Raw genomic sequence first — 14,593 nt, 5'->3', positions numbered from 1 at the left:
CCCGGCAGGTTGCCCACATAAGGTGTGGAAGGTGCTGTGGATAAGCTTGGGGCCAAGGTGCCGAAGCCGCATGGCGCCGGGCTTTCAGCCGATTGGTTGCCCTTTGAGCAACCGCAAAAGGAAAAGGCCGCCCGAGGGCGGCCTTTCTCGCTCAATTAAGAGCCTTTACAGCAGGATCAGACCAGCAGGTCGCCCACGTGCAGCACCTTCATGGTGTTGGTGCCGCCCTGGGCGGTGTAGCTGTCGCCCTTGGTCAGGATCACCCAGTCCCCCTTGGTCACCACGCCACGCTGCAGCAGCGCGTCGACGGCTTCCTGGCTGACACGCTCCGGCGGCAGGGCGGCCGGGTCGAACGGGATGGTCTCCACGCCACGGAACAGCGCCACGCGGGCCTGGGTTTCGCGGTGCGGGGAGTAGGCGAAGATCGGTACCGAGGAGCGGATGCGCGACATGATCAGCGGGGTGTAACCGCTTTCGGTCAGGCAGATGATCGCCTTGATGCCCGGGAAGTGGTTGGCGGTGTACATGGCCGCCAGGGCGATGCTCTCGTCGCAGCGCTCGAAGGTCTGGCCCAGGCGGTGGCTGGACTTCTTGGTGGTCGGGTGCTTCTCGGCGCCGGCGCAGATGCGCGCCATGGCCTTGACCGCTTCCACCGGGTATTCGCCAGCGGCAGATTCGGCCGAGAGCATCACGGCGTCGGTGTAGTCGAGCACGGCGTTGGCCACGTCGGAGACTTCCGCGCGGGTCGGCATCGGGTTCTGGATCATCGACTCCATCATCTGGGTCGCGGTGATCACTGCCTTGTTGTAGCGGCGCGCGTGCAGAATGATCTTCTTCTGGATGCCCACCAGCTCGGCGTCGCCGATTTCCACGCCGAGGTCACCACGGGCAACCATCACGGCGTCGCTGGCGCGGATCAGGCCGTCCAGGGCTTCGTCGTCGGCCACGGCTTCGGCGCGTTCGATCTTGGCCACCAGCCAGGCGGTGCCGCCGGCTTCGGTGAGCAGGCGGCGGGCGTATTCCATGTCCTTGGCGTCACGCGGGAAGGACACGGCGACGTAGTCCAGGTCCATGCTCGCGGCCAGCTTGATATCGGCCTTGTCCTTCTCGGTCAGAGCCGGCGCGGTGAGGCCGCCGCCACGGCGGTTGATGCCCTTGTGGTCGGACAGCGGGCCGCCGATCAGTACTTCGCAGACCAGTTCGTCGGCCTTCACTTCCTTGACCACCATGACCACGCGGCCGTCGTCCAGCAGCAGCTCGTCACCGATGCCGCAGTCCTTGACCAGGTCCGGGTAGTCGATGCCCACGACCTGCTGGTTGCCTTCGGTGCGCGGGTGGCTGGTGGAGAAGCGGAAGGTGTCGCCGACGGCCAGTTCGATGCGCTTGTTGGCGAACTTGGCGATACGGATCTTGGGACCCTGCAGGTCGCCCAGCAGCGCCACGAAGCGACCGTGCTTGGCGGCAATGTCGCGCACCAGTTGGGCGCGCGCGCGATGTTCGTCGGGAGTGCCGTGGGAGAAGTTCAGACGGGCGACGTCGATCCCGGCGAGGATCAGCTGTTCCAGGACTTCGGGGGAATTGCTGGCTGGGCCGAGGGTGGCGACGATCTTGGTGCGGCGAAGGGACATGCGGGACTCCTAGGGGAAAGCAGCGGTCAGGCCGCCGCCGGAGCAGGTCCGGAGCGGCCAGGGCGCCATCTTACTCTCTTCAGGTGACTCTTTCAGGTAGCTCTCTCAGGTGCGGGGCCGGATCACCAGCAGATCGCATTCGACTTCCTCGAAGACCCGCTCGGCGGTCTGGCCGATCAGCGCGTTGTCGAGCTGCCCGCGGGCGACGGCGCCCATCAGCAGCAGGTCGATGGCGTGGTCCTTCACGTAGGCCGGGATCACTTCCTCGGCGAAGCCCTGGCCCAGCAACGCGCGCTGGCGATCGATCTGCGGGTAGTGCGCGAGCAGGGCGTCGAAGGCTGCGCGGTGGTGGGCTTCGGTGCGCAGCACGTAGTTATCGTAGTCGGCCAGCAGCTCGGCGTTGAACGCCAGGGTGCGCGGTACGGCCATGTAAGCGTGCAGGTAGTGGGCGTCGAGCTGCAGGCGCTGCTCCAGTTCGCGGGCTACCGTGATCAGCCGATGATCCAGCGTGGCCGGGGTATCGCCGGCGTGCAGCGGGTCGACGGCGGCGCACAGGTTCTTCCCCGACCATTCGCCGTGCTGCACTAGCCACAGCGGCTGCGGGCAATGACGGATCAACTGCCAGTCGTTGTTGGTGAGGAACAGGCGCTTGAGCAGGTTGTGGTGATGCGCGGACTTGAGTACCAGATCGGGCGTGGTCTGCTCGCAGCGGAGAACCACCTGGTGGTGCAGGGACTTGCCCCAGCGCACCTGGCAGTGCACGTCGAGGCCGGTTTCGCGCAGCGGTTCGGCAAGCTGTTGCAGCCAGCCCAGACGCTCGTCCAGCAAGTTGCGCTGGGCGGCGTCGAGGTCGCCACGTTCCAGCAGCAGGGCGTTGTCCAGCGCCGCGTTGTACACGCAGGCCAGCAGCTCTAGGCGCGCGCCGCAGCGCTGGGCGATCCAGCGGGCACGGGTGAGGGCGGGCTGGTCTGCGCGGGTCGGGTCGATGATGACGAGCAGGTGCTGCAGCTTCATGGCGGAGTCCTCGCGCGCTCTGCGTTCATTGCAGAGCACAAGCGTAGACACTGCCGCCCGCCGCGCGTCTTGACGTGGCTCAGCGGTGCGCAGGCTTTGCTGTCAGCTGCGGGGCGAGGTCTGGTTCAGCGCGCGGTCAAGGTGCCGGGCGCCCTTGTCGGCCAGTTCGCCGCTGGGGAATTCGGCGAGCTGGCGGCGCAGGTAGGCGATGGCCTTTTCGCGGTCCGGGTGCGGGTTGTCCGGCGCCATGTACATCAGTCCCAACTGGTACAGCGCCTTCTCGCGGATGTCCGCCGGGATGGCGGGGTCGTTGGCTCCCAGCAGGTAGAGTTGTGCGGCTTCGTCGACACGTCCCTTGAGCACGGCACGGCGCGACAGCAGGGTCATGTCCGGGTCGAGGGTCGGCTTGTTCAGGTCGAGGTTGTACTGCGGCTGCCAGTCGGCCAGCAATTGCCTGGCGGTCTTCTGCACCGGGTCCTTGGCACGCTGGCGGATGATCAGCTCGCGGGCATCGGCGTGTTCGGCGGCCTTGGTGCCGGGGAATTCACGGTCGATGCGCTGGAAGTAATCCATGGCTTTCTGATCGTCGCGCTGGTCGTTGTAGCGGCTCATGTAGATCAGGCCGATCTGGTACAGCGCGATGGCGCGCACCTCGGGGCCGTAGCGGGTGTTGTCGTAGCCGGTGAGGTAGAGCTGCTCGGCTTCGCTGCTCTTGCCGTCGCGGATGGCCTGGGCGCTGTAGGTGAGGAGGTCGCCTTCCTCTTCCACGGCAGCGGTCATGCGCTTGTTCTTGAGCTGCTTGTATTCGGCCACTTCGCCGGTGGTGATCTGGGCAACGAACAACGGCGTGGTCGGGGCGCAGGCGGTGAGCCAGGGCAGCAGCACGGCGAACGGGAGGGCAATAGAAATCGGGTGTGCGAAACGCATGGCAGATCCTTTGCGCTGAGGCGAAGTCCACGTGAGTCTAGTGGCGGGCTACAGTACGGCCAAGACGGGCCGATACACTTCCCAACGGAGGATATGCCCATGCGAACCCTTTTCCTCGCGCTGCTGGCGCTGAGTGTTACCGGCTGCACCAGCTGGTCGATGAATTATCACCTGAACAATGCCTACCGCGCGTACAAGAGCGGTGACTGCCAGCGCGTGCAGCTGGAGCTCTCGGAGACCGAGCGCAAGGCGCGCGCGCGGCCGTGGATCCAGCCGGAAATCTCCATGCTGCGCGGCCAGTGCCTGGAGCGTGAGAAGTTCTACGTCGATGCGGCGCAGACCTACCAGTTCATCGTCGCCCGTTACCCCACCAGTGAGTATGCTTACCGGGCCAAGGCACGGCTGGAAACGCTGCGCTTGAATGGCCGTCTGCCCAACGATCTGCGCCTCGACACGCCCACGCCCTGACCGGCGGTCGCGGGCCGACTTGAGCGCCGCTCATAGCTGGCTAATCTCTTGAGTGCATCATGCATGGAGGTACGAATGCGTGCCCTGTGGCTCTGCGCCTTGTGTTTCCCCCTGCTGGCATCGGCGGATATCTACCGCTGGACCGACGCTCAGGGAAAGGTGCATTTCAGCGAAACCCCACCGCCGGGGGCGCAACGCGTCGAGGTCAAGCCGCAGGTCATCGAACGGGATGCGGCGACACGCGAGCGGGAGGAACGCACCCGCCGCTTCTACGACGCGCGTCGAGATGAAAGCGCCGCTGCCCAGAACCAGGCGGCGGAGCAGCAAGCCAAGCTGGACCAGCAGTGCGCGAATTGGCGCCGTGATCTGGAGTCGCTCAGTCATGGCGGGCGGTACTTCACGCAGACCAGCAGTGGTGAAAGGACTTACTACAGCGATGCACAGCTCGACGCCGCTCGTCAGGCGCTTAGCGCACGGCTGGCGGAAGGTTGTCGTTAGGACTGGCCCTGCCTGGGCGGCATCGTCATACTGGACGATATTTCATAGCGAAACGCCATTATGCGTCATCAACGACATATCGAGCGCCATCAGCTGCCCTACTACCTGAAGGTGTTCAACAGCATCACCGACAAACCGATGGGTTACCTGGGCAACGTGTCGCTGGATGGGCTGCTCCTGATCAGCCAGCTGCCGATGCTGGTGGGTGGACGCTTCGAGATGCGCCTGAAGATTCCCGGACATGACGGCAAGCTGCAGCTGATTGAATTCGCCGCCACCTGCCAGTGGTGCCGCGAGGACGTCAATCCGGGCAACTACGATTCGGGCTTCAGCCTGACGGCGCCGCCGATGGAGTACGTCGAGCTGGTCGACGCGCTGCGCCGTTATTTCAGTTTTCGCCGGCAGGTGGAGTCGGTCTGAAGCGCAGGACGCGCTGACCGATCTGCACGGTGTGGGACGCCACGGAGTCGGCGTCCGGTTGTGGCCCACGGATAGAACCTGTTCAGAATCTCGCCGAGCGCAGCCCGGGTTAGGCGGGATCAGGTAAAAAAGCGCAGTTTACGCCTGCTAAATGAGCATTTTCCCCTGATTCCAACGCCACTTGGGCCAGCGCAGGCAGATTATGGACAGGTTCTACAGCGCGCCAGCCTTCTTCCAGCCTAGATAACGGCTGATCAGTTCCGGCCCCAGCTGGCTCGGCCGCGTGTCGAGTACCGGCACGCCATGGGCCGCCAGTTTCTCGTGCAGCCCCGCGCGGGCGTTCAGGTAATCCACCGCGCCGCAGTAGCCCAGGGCTTGCTCGAAACTTTCCACCGGCGCCTGGCGCAGGCGGTCCAGTACTTCCTCGCGCAGGCTCGCGACCAGCACGCGGTGCTGGCGCCCGAGGCGTTTCACCGCGGCCACCAGTTCCTCGTCATCCTCGTCGCGCAGGTTGGTCACTATCACTACCAGCGCGCGGCGGCGTTGGCGCGTGAGCACCGCCTGCACGGCGGCGGGGAAGTCTGCCGGGCGCTGGCTGCTGCGCAGGTCGTAGACGCTGTTGAGCAGGGCGGTGAGCTGGGCGCTGCCCTTGGCCGGTGGCAGATGGCGCGGCTGGTCGCCGGCAAAGGTCATCAGGCCCACCGCGTCGCCCTGGCGTAGCGCGACGTAGGCCAGCAGCAGGCTGGCGTTGAGCGAATGGTCGAAGTGCGAAAGGTCGCCGTCGTGGCTGCGCATGCGCCGGCCACAGTCGAGTAGGAAGAGAATCTGCTGGTCGCGTTCGTCCTGGTACTCGCGGGCGATGGGCGTGCGTTTGCGCGCGGTGGCCTTCCAGTCGATCTGCCGCAGGGTGTCGCCGTCGCGAAATTCACGCAGCTGGTGGAAATCCAGGCCCAGCCCGCGGCGCTGCCCGGCGCGCACGCCGATGCGGTTGAGCCAGTGGTCCACGGCCATCAGCTCGGCGCCGTAGAGGCGGGCGAAGTCCGGGTAGACGCGGGTTTCGTCGCGCTGTTCCAGGTAGCGCCGGCCCTTCCAGAGGCGCAGCGGGCTGGACAGTTCGATCTCGCAGCGCTGGAAGACGAAATGCCCACGGGACAGCGGGCGCACGCGGTAACCCAGCTCGGTCTGCTCGCCGGGGTGCAACTCCACGGTCTGCGGCAGGTATTCGAAGTCCATGCCGGCGGGCAGGTGGTCGAACACCGTGATGCGTTGTGGCTGTGCGTAGCGATGATGGAATTGCAGGCGCACCTCGCTCCAGCGGCCCAGCGGCAGGTTGCCGTTCAGCTGGCGGCGCAGCTCGGGCGATGGCGTGCGGCGTAGCCAGAGGGCATCGGCCAGCGCCAGCAGGGCCAGCGCGCAGAGCGCACCCCACCAGAGACGACCGAGCAGCGCCGAGCCTGAGTCCAGAGCGTCGGCGGCGCCCAGGGCGATCGCGATCGCCAGCAGGACGCCGAGCAGCGCGAGGAGCGCGCGCGATGGCTTCATACGCGCGGCGCCGGTACCTGGTCGAGCAGCTGTTGCAGCACCTGGTCGACCGACAGGCCTTCGATCTCCAGTTCCGGCGACAGTCGCACGCGATGGCGCAGCACGGCCAGGGCGCTGCCCTTGACGTCGTCCGGAATCACGAAATCGCCGCTGCGCAGCAGCGCGCGGGCGCGGGCGCAACGCACCAGGGCGATGGATGCGCGCGGCCCGGCGCCCAGCGCCAGGCCCGGCCAGTTACGGGTGGTACGGGCGATGCGCACGGCGTAGTCGAGCACCTGGTCGTCGATGGGCAGGTCGGCGGCGATCTTCTGCAGGGCCAGCACGTCCTTGTCCTTGAGCAGGGCGCGCATCGGCGCCACGTCGAGCATGTCGCTGCGCGCGGAACGGGTGACCTGGCGCACCAGGGTCTGCTCCTCGGCTTCCAGCGGATAGTCGATGCGCAGCTTGAGCATGAAGCGGTCGAGCTCGGCTTCGGGCAGCGGGTAGGTGCCTTCCTGCTCGATGGGGTTCTGCGTCGCCAGCACCATGAACGGCTGCGGCACGGCCAAGGCGCGGCCCTCGAGGGTGACCTGGCGCTCCTGCATCACTTCCAGCAGCGCGGCCTGGGTCTTGGCCGGGGCGCGGTTGATCTCGTCCGCCAGCAGCAGGTGGGTGAACACCGGGCCCTTGCGCAGCTTGAACTGCTCGGTGGCCAGGTCGTACACGGCGTGGCCGGTGACGTCGCTGGGCATCAGGTCGGGAGTGAACTGGATGCGCGCGAAGCCGCCGTCGAAGCAGCGGGCGAGGGCGCGCACCAGCAGGGTCTTGCCCAGGCCGGGGACGCCTTCGATAAGCACGTGGCCACCGGCGAGCAGGGCGGTGAGTACATCGTCGATCACCTCCTGCTGGCCGATCAGGGCCTTCTGCAGTTCGTGGCGCAGCGCCTGGGCCAGCTGGCTGGCGCGCTGGCGCTGGGCGCCCGGGTTGGGGGCGGTGCCGGCGGTGGTGCCGGGCTGTTCGGGCGTCTGTTCGCTCATAGGGCATTCCTGAGGCTTTGCAGGTGCGCGACCTGGCGGGTGAATTCGGCGACGGCCATGCGCTTTGGCGGATAGGGGCGCATGGCCTGGCTGATGGCGCTGACCGACATGCGCGTCATGCGGCCCAGAGCTTGCCATTGTTCGGCGACCGGCAGGCGGTCGAAGCCGGGCTGGCGCTGCCGCGCCCGGCGCATCACGTCACGTTGCAGGCCCTGCAGCAGGGCGAGCTGGCCACGCTGGCGGAGAATGAAATCAGCGCCGGCGCGCAGGTGTTCTTCCAGTTGCCGGCGGCTGCGATCCGGGTTGGGCTGCAGCGGGCCCTGGCGCAGGCCGTTGCGCCAGAGCACCAGGACCAGCAGCAGGACGGCGGCCAGCAGTGCCTGGGGGAAGTAGCGCATCAGCAGGGTCATCAGGCTGGTGCCGTCGGCGCGGTAGACCAGCGTGACGGCGCTGTCCTGGGTCAGGTACCAGAGCAGCCAGGCGTTGTCGTAGGCGTCGAGTTCGCCGTTCTGCCAGATCCAGTTGTCGGTGAGTACGGTGATCAGCCCCTGGCCCTGCTGCAGTTGCAGCAGGTGGGTGGAGTCGGCGCTGTTGGCCCAGGCGTAGGCGAGGTTCTTCGAGTCGAACAGGTGGTAGTCGGTGTCGAAGTCGAAGTAGGCCGGGGCCTTCTCGTTCTCCAGGTAGAGCTTGGTCAGGTTCGGGTAAGGGTCTGTTTCCGTCGCCTCGTTGTCGTGGGCGCTGGAGGTCTGGTCCGGATGTTCTTCTTCCACTTCCGGCTTGGTGGCTTCGTCCTGCTTCTGGTCTTCGGACGCCTCTGCGGACTTCTCGTCGGTCGGAGTGGATTTCTCCTCCTCCTTGTCCTTCAGGTCGGAGGTGAGGAATTGCTGCACGCCCAGCTGATCCAGCAGCGCGTCGCCGCTCTTGCCTTCGTCTTCATCCCACAGGCTCTCGGCGGTGACGATGAGGTGGCCGCCGCGATTGGCCCAGTCGAGTAGCCGCGCGTTCTGTGCTGGCGTGACGTTCTCGCGGGTGCCCAGCAGGATCAAGGTCTGGCCCTTGCTCGGCAACTGGTCCAGCACTTCCATGCCGCGCGCGGTGGTGACGTGGATGCCGCGACCGCGCAAGTACATTTCGGCGGCGAGATAGGGGTTGGCGCGGGCCTCCGGAGAGGCGCCGTGCTCGATGGTCTCGGTGTAGGGCTCGAGGTTGCGGTACAGGTAGTAGCCGATGCCGCCGAGCACGAGCAGGACGAGCAGCACCAGCAGGACGAGGTTGCCGCGCTTCATGCCCGCACCTCGCTGCCGAACAGGTGGCGCCATTCGCCGCACAGTTGCTGCTTGAGTTCAGCCTGTGGTGCGCGGTGGCCGTAGGCGAGCGCCTGCCACTGCTGGGTCAGGCTGCGGGCAAAGTTGTCCAGCGGCGGATCATTGAGGTCAGCCACGCGGACCAGGACTTCGCCTTCGGTGGTCGACTCGCGTAGCGGCACGCGGAAGTCGTGCAGCAGGCGGCTGAGCAGGGCGCGGTAGAGCAAGCCGAGCGCGGCGCGGGGCTGTTCGTCCCACAGGCGTTCGGCTTCGCTGGCGACGTCGCTGGGCAGGGTTTCCGGCGCCAGGTCCAGCCCGAACAGCACACTGGGCGCTTCGCGGCGCGGCTTCTGCGGCAGGCCGATGCGCCCGACGAACAGCCGCAGCCATTCGCGGTAGCGCCAGATGACCAGGGCGACGACGGTGAACAGAATGCCCCAGAGCAGCACTTCGATGCCTTGCGCGGCGAACTTGAAGGCCTTCCAGTTTCCCAGCGCCTCGAAGAAGCTCTTCAGCCGCTTGGCCTCGTCCGGGTCGGCCGGCTTCGGGTCTTTCTTGTCTTCGTGCAGCCGCCAGCTGGTGACCTTCTCGCTGTTCTTGAAGGGCGGCGCGGTGAGGATCTTTCCCGCGGCGCCGCGGGAGTCCTCGCTGTTGAGTTTCTGCTGGGTCAGGCGCGCGCCCTGCGGGCCGTCGGGATTCTGGTCAGGCAGCGGGCAACTCTGGCTGGCCTTGCTGCCGGTTTCCGAACCGGCAGCCAGCGCGTCGTTGGCCGGCAGCAGGGCGAAGATGCCGGCCACGACCAGCAGCAGGGCGTAGGCGCTGCCGATCAGGCGCTGGCGCAGGCGGCGGAACACCAGTTCGATGTCCCAGGCTTCCAGCTCGGTGCGGCGATTGAGGTAGAGGGTAAAGCCGCAGGCGACGTACACCGGTTCCCAGACGATCAGCAGCAACGCGTAGATCAGGTTGCTGACATGTTCCAGCCACGCCCAGTCGCCTTGCGCCACGCTGATCAGCGACTGCCATTTCCAGTCGTCCACCCACTGCTGCGGCAGCATCAGGTACATCAGTGCGGAAAGGCCCAGCCACAGTGCCAGTTCGAAATGCATGCCGACGATGGTCAGCCAGGTGGCGCCGCCGGCATTGCGCTGGCCGAGCACGACCAGACGCTGGCTGCGCGCCTGGCCCTTGAGGCCTTCGAGTTGCAGCACCGGCAGGTCGAAGCTGCGCGTCGGGCTCAGCCGGCGCCAGAGCAGGCTGGGCAGCAGTTGCGACTTGAGCAGGCCGGGGAAGGCCCGCAGCGCTTCCTTGAGCGTCGGCGTATCGCCGAACAGCGAGCGCGACAGGATGTACAGCGGCAGGCGCTCGAAGGCGGGCTTGAGCCACCAGAAGATCAGCACCGCCCAGCTGGAGTAGTTCCACAGCAGCACGGAGAGCAGCACGAACACCGGCAGGGTGACGATCGCCCAGCTGGCCATCAGCAGGCCGGCGTGACGGCGCGCCAGCAGGATGCCGAGGTCCAGCGCCTCCCAGGCACTGCGCGGGCGGATGGCGACGCTGGCGTCAGTCAGGCGCATGGCGACCCCGTCCGGCCAGGAGGAAATAGCTGCCCACCAGCAGCCACAGGCAGGCGCCGACGATGTACTTCACGGTCGCCGAGAAGTGCGTGACGGAGGACCAGTAGCCCTCGACGAACGCGGCGATCAGCAACATCAGGATCACTCCGCCGATCAGTTGCACGGCGCGGGCGGCGGCCTGGCGCAAGGCTTCAAGGCGGCTCAGGCGGCCGGGGGAGAGCAGCGCCCAGCCGAGCTTGAGGCCGGCGGCACCGGCGAAGGTGATCGCAGTCAGTTCGAAGGCTCCGTGGCCGATGACGAAGGACCAGAAGGTCTCGATGTAGCCGATCTGGGTCAGGTGGCCGGCTACCGTGCCGATCACCACGCCGTTGAACAGCAGGAAGAACAGGGTGCCGACGCAGAAGAGCAGGCCACTGGCGAAGGTCTGAAAGGCGATGCCGATGTTGTTCATGATGTAGTGGCCGAACATCTTCCAGTCATCGCCGGCGTCGCGCGTGCTCATCGGCCCCAGGCGCGCGGTGTCCGGCGAGTACATCGACTCCATCTCGGACACCCGCTCCGGTGCCATGACGCTGTAGACCAGGTCGGGGAAGTGATAGACCAGCACACCCATCAGCAACAGGCTGCCGTAGAACAGCAGGCTGGCGATGGCGATGCTGCGCCATTCTTCACGCACCAGACGAGGGAAGCCGGCGACCAGGAAGCCGAGGATGCGTGCGCCCAGGTGGCTGCGGTGGCGGTAGAACTGCTGGTGCCCGCGCATGGCGAGCTGCTGCAACTGGTCGATCAAGTGGCTGCTGTAGCCGCGCTCCTGGGCGAGAGCGAGCTGCTGGCAGATGCGTCGGTAGTCGGCGGCGAATTCCTCGGGCTTCTCGCTCGATTCCTGGCGCTTGCCGGTCTCCAGTTGCTCAAGGCGCTTGGCGAAACGCTTCCAGCTGCCCTGGTGACGCTGTTCGAAGAAGGCCTGCTTCATGGGTGGCCCGTCCCGTTGCCCAGCAGGCCGCTGGCGATGCGGTTCAGGCGTGCTTCGGCCTGCTCGGGCGCAATGCCCAGCGGTTGCGCGAGGATGGCAGCCAGCTCTTCACGGCGCGCGGCCGAAAGCTGTGTGCCGCGCTCGGCGAAGCTCATCAGGGCGCGCTGCTCTTCCAGGTTCAGGGGCCAGGGTGCGAGTTCGGGCGTGGTCTGCGGCACCTGCGGGCGGCTCGGCGGCGGATCACGGTAGATCACCAGGGTGCCGGCGGCGAGGTCGCCCAGGCGCTTGAATGCGGAGTTGGACAGGCAACTGAGCAGCCCGAGCGTGTAGGCGAACGGCAGGATGTCGGCGAAGCGCAGCAGATTGCGCAACAGTGAGGCGGACCAGCCGATTGGTGTGCCGTCGTCATGCACCACGCGCAGGCCCATCATCTGCTTGCCGGGCGAGCGGCCCTGGTTGAGCACTTCGAAGAGCACCATGTACCACCAGGTCATGATGAAGGTGAGGATCAGCCCGAGCCCGGTGCCCAGCTCGCCGAGGAAGGCCAGCAGCATGAACAGCGCGACCATCAGCAGGACGCGGATGCCCAGGTCGATCAGGTAGGCGAGGGCGCGGGGGACGACACCGGCGGGACGCAGCAGCAGGTCGATGCCTTCCGGGGTCTCCACGTGGTAGCGGGTATCCAGGACGGGCGCGTGGGGCGACGCGTTGGAGGAAGGGGCTGCTGGGCTCAAGGGAAACCGCTGTCGATGACGTAGGTGCCAGATGCTAGCCAGCGCGGTGCGGCGAGGCAACCGCGCTGGCAGGCTCAGGCCGATTTGATCACTTGGCCGGCGGCAGCACGCCGAAGATGGTGCGGTAGAGCACGCCGATGGCGACGATCAGCCACGGCAACACCCAGATCAGCGCAATGCCCAGGGTCAGAGTGCTGAGCATGAACAGCAGACCGAACACCAGCAGCAGGCCGAAGACCTTGAACCAGTGCTGGGTAATGGCCTTGCGCGAGACTTCCATCGCCGCCCAGGGCGACAGGCCGCGCTCGACCACCAGCGGGATGGCGAGCATGTAGGCGATGCTCAGGTAGATACCCGGCAGCACGAAGAGGAAGTAGCCGATGAAGATCATGATGGTGCTCAGCAGCACGCAGACCACCACCTGGAAGGTGCGGCCGAAGTGGCTGAAGACTTCGTTGAAGCGCAGCGGCTGATCGGCCGCGCGACGGATGCCGAGCATGTTCACGCCGGCCAGCAGCGGGTAGCAGACGGCGGTGGCGACGAAGCTCAGGACGATGGAGCCGATGAAGAACGCGACCAGGGCGCCGACCGCCATGCCGCCGGCGGCTTCGCTGTCGCCGAGCAGGCCCATGCCGGCGATCCCGGCGACGCCGACCACGGTGAGGAACAGGCTGAGCACGTTGACCAGGGCGAAGATCGCCGCATAGAAGACCACGAAGCCGCCGATGATCAGGCCCTTGGCGCCTTTGGTGCGGCGCCAGGATTCGCCCAGCAGGTCGCCAATGCCGAAGTTGTAGCCGCGGGTCAGGGCCTCGACGATAGAGGGCACTGCGCCCTGGGCGGCGCCCGGTTCGAGGTTGCTCAGCGGAGCGCTGTAGGGATTTTGTGCAGCGATGTCTTGCATGAGGAAAGTCCTTTCCAGTGGGTGTCCTTGCGACGCCCATCATAAAGGCGGGGGCTGGCGAGGTGCCAGCGAGGCGTTTTGGAAGTGTGGTCGGCCGCACTGTTAGACTGCGACGCACTCGCTTGCAGGCAAGGAAAAACGATGAACGCCAGCATCTTCTGGTACGACTACGAAACCACCGGTATCGACCCGCGCCGCGACCGCCCGCTGCAGGTGGCCGGCATCCGCACGGACGAGGACCTCAACGAGATCGGCGAATCGCTGAACCTCTATTGCCGGCCCAGCGACGATATCCTTCCGCACCCGGCCGCCTGCCTGGTCACCGGCATCACCCCGGATCGCCTGGAGGAACGCGGTCTGGGCGAAGCCGAATTCATGACCCGCCTGCACGCCGAACTGGCGCAGCCGGGTACCTGCGTGGCGGGCTACAACAGCCTGCGCTTCGACGATGAGGTGACGCGCTACAGCCTGTACCGCAACTTCTTCGATCCCTACGCCCGTGAGTGGCAGGGCGGCAACAGCCGCTGGGACCTGATCGACATGGTGCGTACCGCCTACGCTCTGCGCCCCGAAGGCATCGTATGGCCCGAGCAGGACGGCGTCGTCAGCCTCAAGCTGGAACGCCTCACCGCGGCCAACGGCATCGAGCACGGGCAGGCGCACGACGCGCTGTCCGACGTGCGCGCCACCATCGCCCTGGCGCGGCTGGTGCGTGACCGCCAGCCCAAGCTCTACGACTACCTCTATCGCCTGCGCGGCAAGCAGGGCGTGCTGGACCAGGTGCGCATACTGCAGCCGATGGTGCATATCTCCGGCATGTTCTCCGGGGCGCGGCATTACCTGTCCGTGGTGCTGCCGCTGGGCTGGCATCCGCGCAACCGCAATGCATTGATCGTCTGCGACCTGGCTGCCGATGTTTCGCCCTTGCTGGAGCTGGATGCGGAAACCCTGCGCAAGCGCCTCTACACGCGTCGTGACGAGCTGGCCGAGGGCGAACTGCCGGTGCCGCTGAAGCTTCTGCACATCAACAAATGTCCGGTGGTGGCGCCGCTGTCCGTACTGCGCCCGCAGGATCGTGAGCGCATCGGCCTGGACCTCGAGGCTTGTCTGGCGGCGGGGCGGACACTGGCCGATGCGAAGGCAATCTGGCAGGACAAACTCGCGCCCTTGTATGCCGAGGAAAGTTTCGCCGGCAGTGAAGATCCCGAGCAGCAGTTGTATGACGGATTTATCGGCGACCGTGATCGCCGATTGTGCGAGCAGGTGCGCCAGGCCGACCCTGCGCGGTTGGCGAAAGAACAATGGCCGTTCGATGATGCGCGACTTCCCGAACTGCTCTTCCGTTATCGCGCGCGCAATTTCCCGGAAACTTTGAGTGCCACGGAACAGCAACAATGGCAGGACTTTTGCCGTGCACGCCTGAGTCAGGCCGAGTGGGGCGCGCCGAATACTCTGGATAACTTTGCCGCGGCAATGAGCGAACAACTGGTCAATGCCACGCCGGCCGGCCGTCTGGTGCTGCAAGAGTGGGACAAGTATGCGCAGGTGCTGCGCGCGCGCTATAGCCTGTAGCGCCGCGCACTTTTCTACG

At 66.3% G+C, this 14,593-nt stretch carries 14 protein-coding genes; 4 read left to right on the top strand and 10 right to left on the bottom strand.

The window, feature by feature from the left end; genetic code table 11:
• Nucleotides 1–176 precede the first annotated feature (176 nt).
• The 3 genes from pyk to IB275_RS25275 form a co-directional block, all read right to left on the bottom strand.
• Complete coding sequence (gene pyk / locus IB275_RS25285) at nucleotides 177–1,628, bottom strand: pyruvate kinase (protein WP_192292187.1); 1,452 nt, start codon at nucleotides 1,626–1,628, stop codon at nucleotides 177–179.
• Between the two features lie 105 nt (nucleotides 1,629–1,733).
• Nucleotides 1,734–2,642, bottom strand: a complete 909-nt coding sequence (locus IB275_RS25280; RefSeq protein WP_192292184.1) for a universal stress protein — start codon at nucleotides 2,640–2,642, stop codon at nucleotides 1,734–1,736.
• A gap of 102 nt (nucleotides 2,643–2,744) precedes the next feature.
• A complete protein-coding gene (locus IB275_RS25275; RefSeq protein ID WP_192292181.1) occupies nucleotides 2,745–3,569 on the bottom strand; it encodes an outer membrane protein assembly factor BamD in 825 nt (274 codons plus the stop codon).
• Between the two features lie 99 nt (nucleotides 3,570–3,668).
• On the opposite strand from IB275_RS25275, the gene IB275_RS25270 reads away from it, so the two are divergent.
• From IB275_RS25270 to IB275_RS25260, 3 genes are all read left to right on the top strand, one after another.
• Nucleotides 3,669–4,037, top strand: a complete 369-nt coding sequence (locus tag IB275_RS25270) for a lipoprotein (protein ID WP_045211033.1) — start codon at nucleotides 3,669–3,671, stop codon at nucleotides 4,035–4,037.
• A 75-nt stretch (nucleotides 4,038–4,112) separates the two neighbouring features.
• Nucleotides 4,113–4,535 carry a DUF4124 domain-containing protein gene (locus tag IB275_RS25265; RefSeq protein WP_045211031.1) on the top strand — a complete coding sequence of 141 codons (423 nt, stop codon included), beginning with the start codon at nucleotides 4,113–4,115 and terminating at the stop codon, nucleotides 4,533–4,535.
• Nucleotides 4,536–4,595: 60 nt separating this feature from the next.
• Entirely contained in the window at nucleotides 4,596–4,955 is a 360-nt protein-coding gene (locus IB275_RS25260; RefSeq protein WP_081516319.1) for a PilZ domain-containing protein, read from the top strand.
• A 213-nt stretch (nucleotides 4,956–5,168) separates the two neighbouring features.
• Here IB275_RS25260 and IB275_RS25255 read toward each other — a convergent pair whose 3' ends face one another.
• The 7 genes from IB275_RS25255 to IB275_RS25225 form a co-directional block, all read right to left on the bottom strand.
• Nucleotides 5,169–6,497 carry a DUF58 domain-containing protein gene (locus IB275_RS25255; RefSeq protein ID WP_192292178.1) on the bottom strand — a complete coding sequence of 443 codons (1,329 nt, stop codon included), beginning with the start codon at nucleotides 6,495–6,497 and terminating at the stop codon, nucleotides 5,169–5,171.
• Entirely contained in the window at nucleotides 6,494–7,513 is a 1,020-nt protein-coding gene (locus tag IB275_RS25250) for an AAA family ATPase (RefSeq protein WP_081516317.1), read from the bottom strand. Before IB275_RS25250 ends, IB275_RS25255 begins: the two co-directional genes overlap by 4 nt.
• Nucleotides 7,510–8,799: a DUF4350 domain-containing protein gene (locus tag IB275_RS25245; protein ID WP_192292175.1), complete on the bottom strand. Its 1,290-nt coding sequence runs from the start codon at nucleotides 8,797–8,799 to the stop codon at nucleotides 7,510–7,512. The genes IB275_RS25250 and IB275_RS25245 overlap by 4 nt, the downstream gene beginning before the upstream one ends.
• Nucleotides 8,796–10,391: a DUF4129 domain-containing protein gene (locus IB275_RS25240; protein ID WP_192292172.1), complete on the bottom strand. Its 1,596-nt coding sequence runs from the start codon at nucleotides 10,389–10,391 to the stop codon at nucleotides 8,796–8,798. Before IB275_RS25240 ends, IB275_RS25245 begins: the two co-directional genes overlap by 4 nt.
• Entirely contained in the window at nucleotides 10,378–11,364 is a 987-nt protein-coding gene (locus tag IB275_RS25235) for a stage II sporulation protein M (RefSeq protein WP_192292170.1), read from the bottom strand. The genes IB275_RS25240 and IB275_RS25235 overlap by 14 nt, the downstream gene beginning before the upstream one ends.
• Entirely contained in the window at nucleotides 11,361–12,098 is a 738-nt protein-coding gene (locus IB275_RS25230; protein ID WP_081516313.1) for an RDD family protein, read from the bottom strand. The genes IB275_RS25235 and IB275_RS25230 overlap by 4 nt, the downstream gene beginning before the upstream one ends.
• 88 nt (nucleotides 12,099–12,186) lie before the next feature.
• Nucleotides 12,187–13,002 carry a DUF975 family protein gene (locus IB275_RS25225; RefSeq protein WP_192292167.1) on the bottom strand — a complete coding sequence of 272 codons (816 nt, stop codon included), beginning with the start codon at nucleotides 13,000–13,002 and terminating at the stop codon, nucleotides 12,187–12,189.
• A 141-nt stretch (nucleotides 13,003–13,143) separates the two neighbouring features.
• On the opposite strand from IB275_RS25225, the gene sbcB reads away from it, so the two are divergent.
• A complete protein-coding gene (sbcB, locus tag IB275_RS25220) occupies nucleotides 13,144–14,574 on the top strand; it encodes an exodeoxyribonuclease I (RefSeq protein WP_192292164.1) in 1,431 nt (476 codons plus the stop codon).
• Nucleotides 14,575–14,593 lie beyond the last annotated feature (19 nt).

Origin of the sequence: Pseudomonas sp. PDM21, from assembly GCF_014852505.2 — a bacterium.
Taxonomy (GTDB): Bacteria; Pseudomonadota; Gammaproteobacteria; order Pseudomonadales; family Pseudomonadaceae; genus Pseudomonas.
The sequence above is the reverse complement of the archived record's forward strand: the minus strand, read 5'-3'. Positions and strand labels throughout refer to the sequence as shown.

What these genes read in the sequence shown, in the direction of transcription:
- IB275_RS25255 (WP_192292178.1), bottom strand. Translation starts at nt 6,497, where the DNA reads ATGAAGCCATCGCGCGCGCTCCTCGCGCTGCTCGGCGTCCTGCTGGCG.
- IB275_RS25280 (WP_192292184.1), bottom strand. Translation starts at nt 2,642, where the DNA reads ATGAAGCTGCAGCACCTGCTCGTCATCATCGACCCGACCCGCGCAGAC.
- sbcB (WP_192292164.1), top strand. Translation starts at nt 13,144, where the DNA reads ATGAACGCCAGCATCTTCTGGTACGACTACGAAACCACCGGTATCGAC.
- IB275_RS25245 (WP_192292175.1), bottom strand. Translation starts at nt 8,799, where the DNA reads ATGAAGCGCGGCAACCTCGTCCTGCTGGTGCTGCTCGTCCTGCTCGTG.
- IB275_RS25265 (WP_045211031.1), top strand. Translation starts at nt 4,113, where the DNA reads ATGCGTGCCCTGTGGCTCTGCGCCTTGTGTTTCCCCCTGCTGGCATCG.
- IB275_RS25275 (WP_192292181.1), bottom strand. Translation starts at nt 3,569, where the DNA reads ATGCGTTTCGCACACCCGATTTCTATTGCCCTCCCGTTCGCCGTGCTG.
- IB275_RS25270 (WP_045211033.1), top strand. Translation starts at nt 3,669, where the DNA reads ATGCGAACCCTTTTCCTCGCGCTGCTGGCGCTGAGTGTTACCGGCTGC.
- IB275_RS25260 (WP_081516319.1), top strand. Translation starts at nt 4,596, where the DNA reads ATGCGTCATCAACGACATATCGAGCGCCATCAGCTGCCCTACTACCTG.
- IB275_RS25250 (WP_081516317.1), bottom strand. Translation starts at nt 7,513, where the DNA reads ATGAGCGAACAGACGCCCGAACAGCCCGGCACCACCGCCGGCACCGCC.
- IB275_RS25225 (WP_192292167.1), bottom strand. Translation starts at nt 13,002, where the DNA reads ATGCAAGACATCGCTGCACAAAATCCCTACAGCGCTCCGCTGAGCAAC.
- IB275_RS25240 (WP_192292172.1), bottom strand. Translation starts at nt 10,391, where the DNA reads ATGCGCCTGACTGACGCCAGCGTCGCCATCCGCCCGCGCAGTGCCTGG.
- pyk (WP_192292187.1), bottom strand. Translation starts at nt 1,628, where the DNA reads ATGTCCCTTCGCCGCACCAAGATCGTCGCCACCCTCGGCCCAGCCAGC.
- IB275_RS25235 (WP_192292170.1), bottom strand. Translation starts at nt 11,364, where the DNA reads ATGAAGCAGGCCTTCTTCGAACAGCGTCACCAGGGCAGCTGGAAGCGT.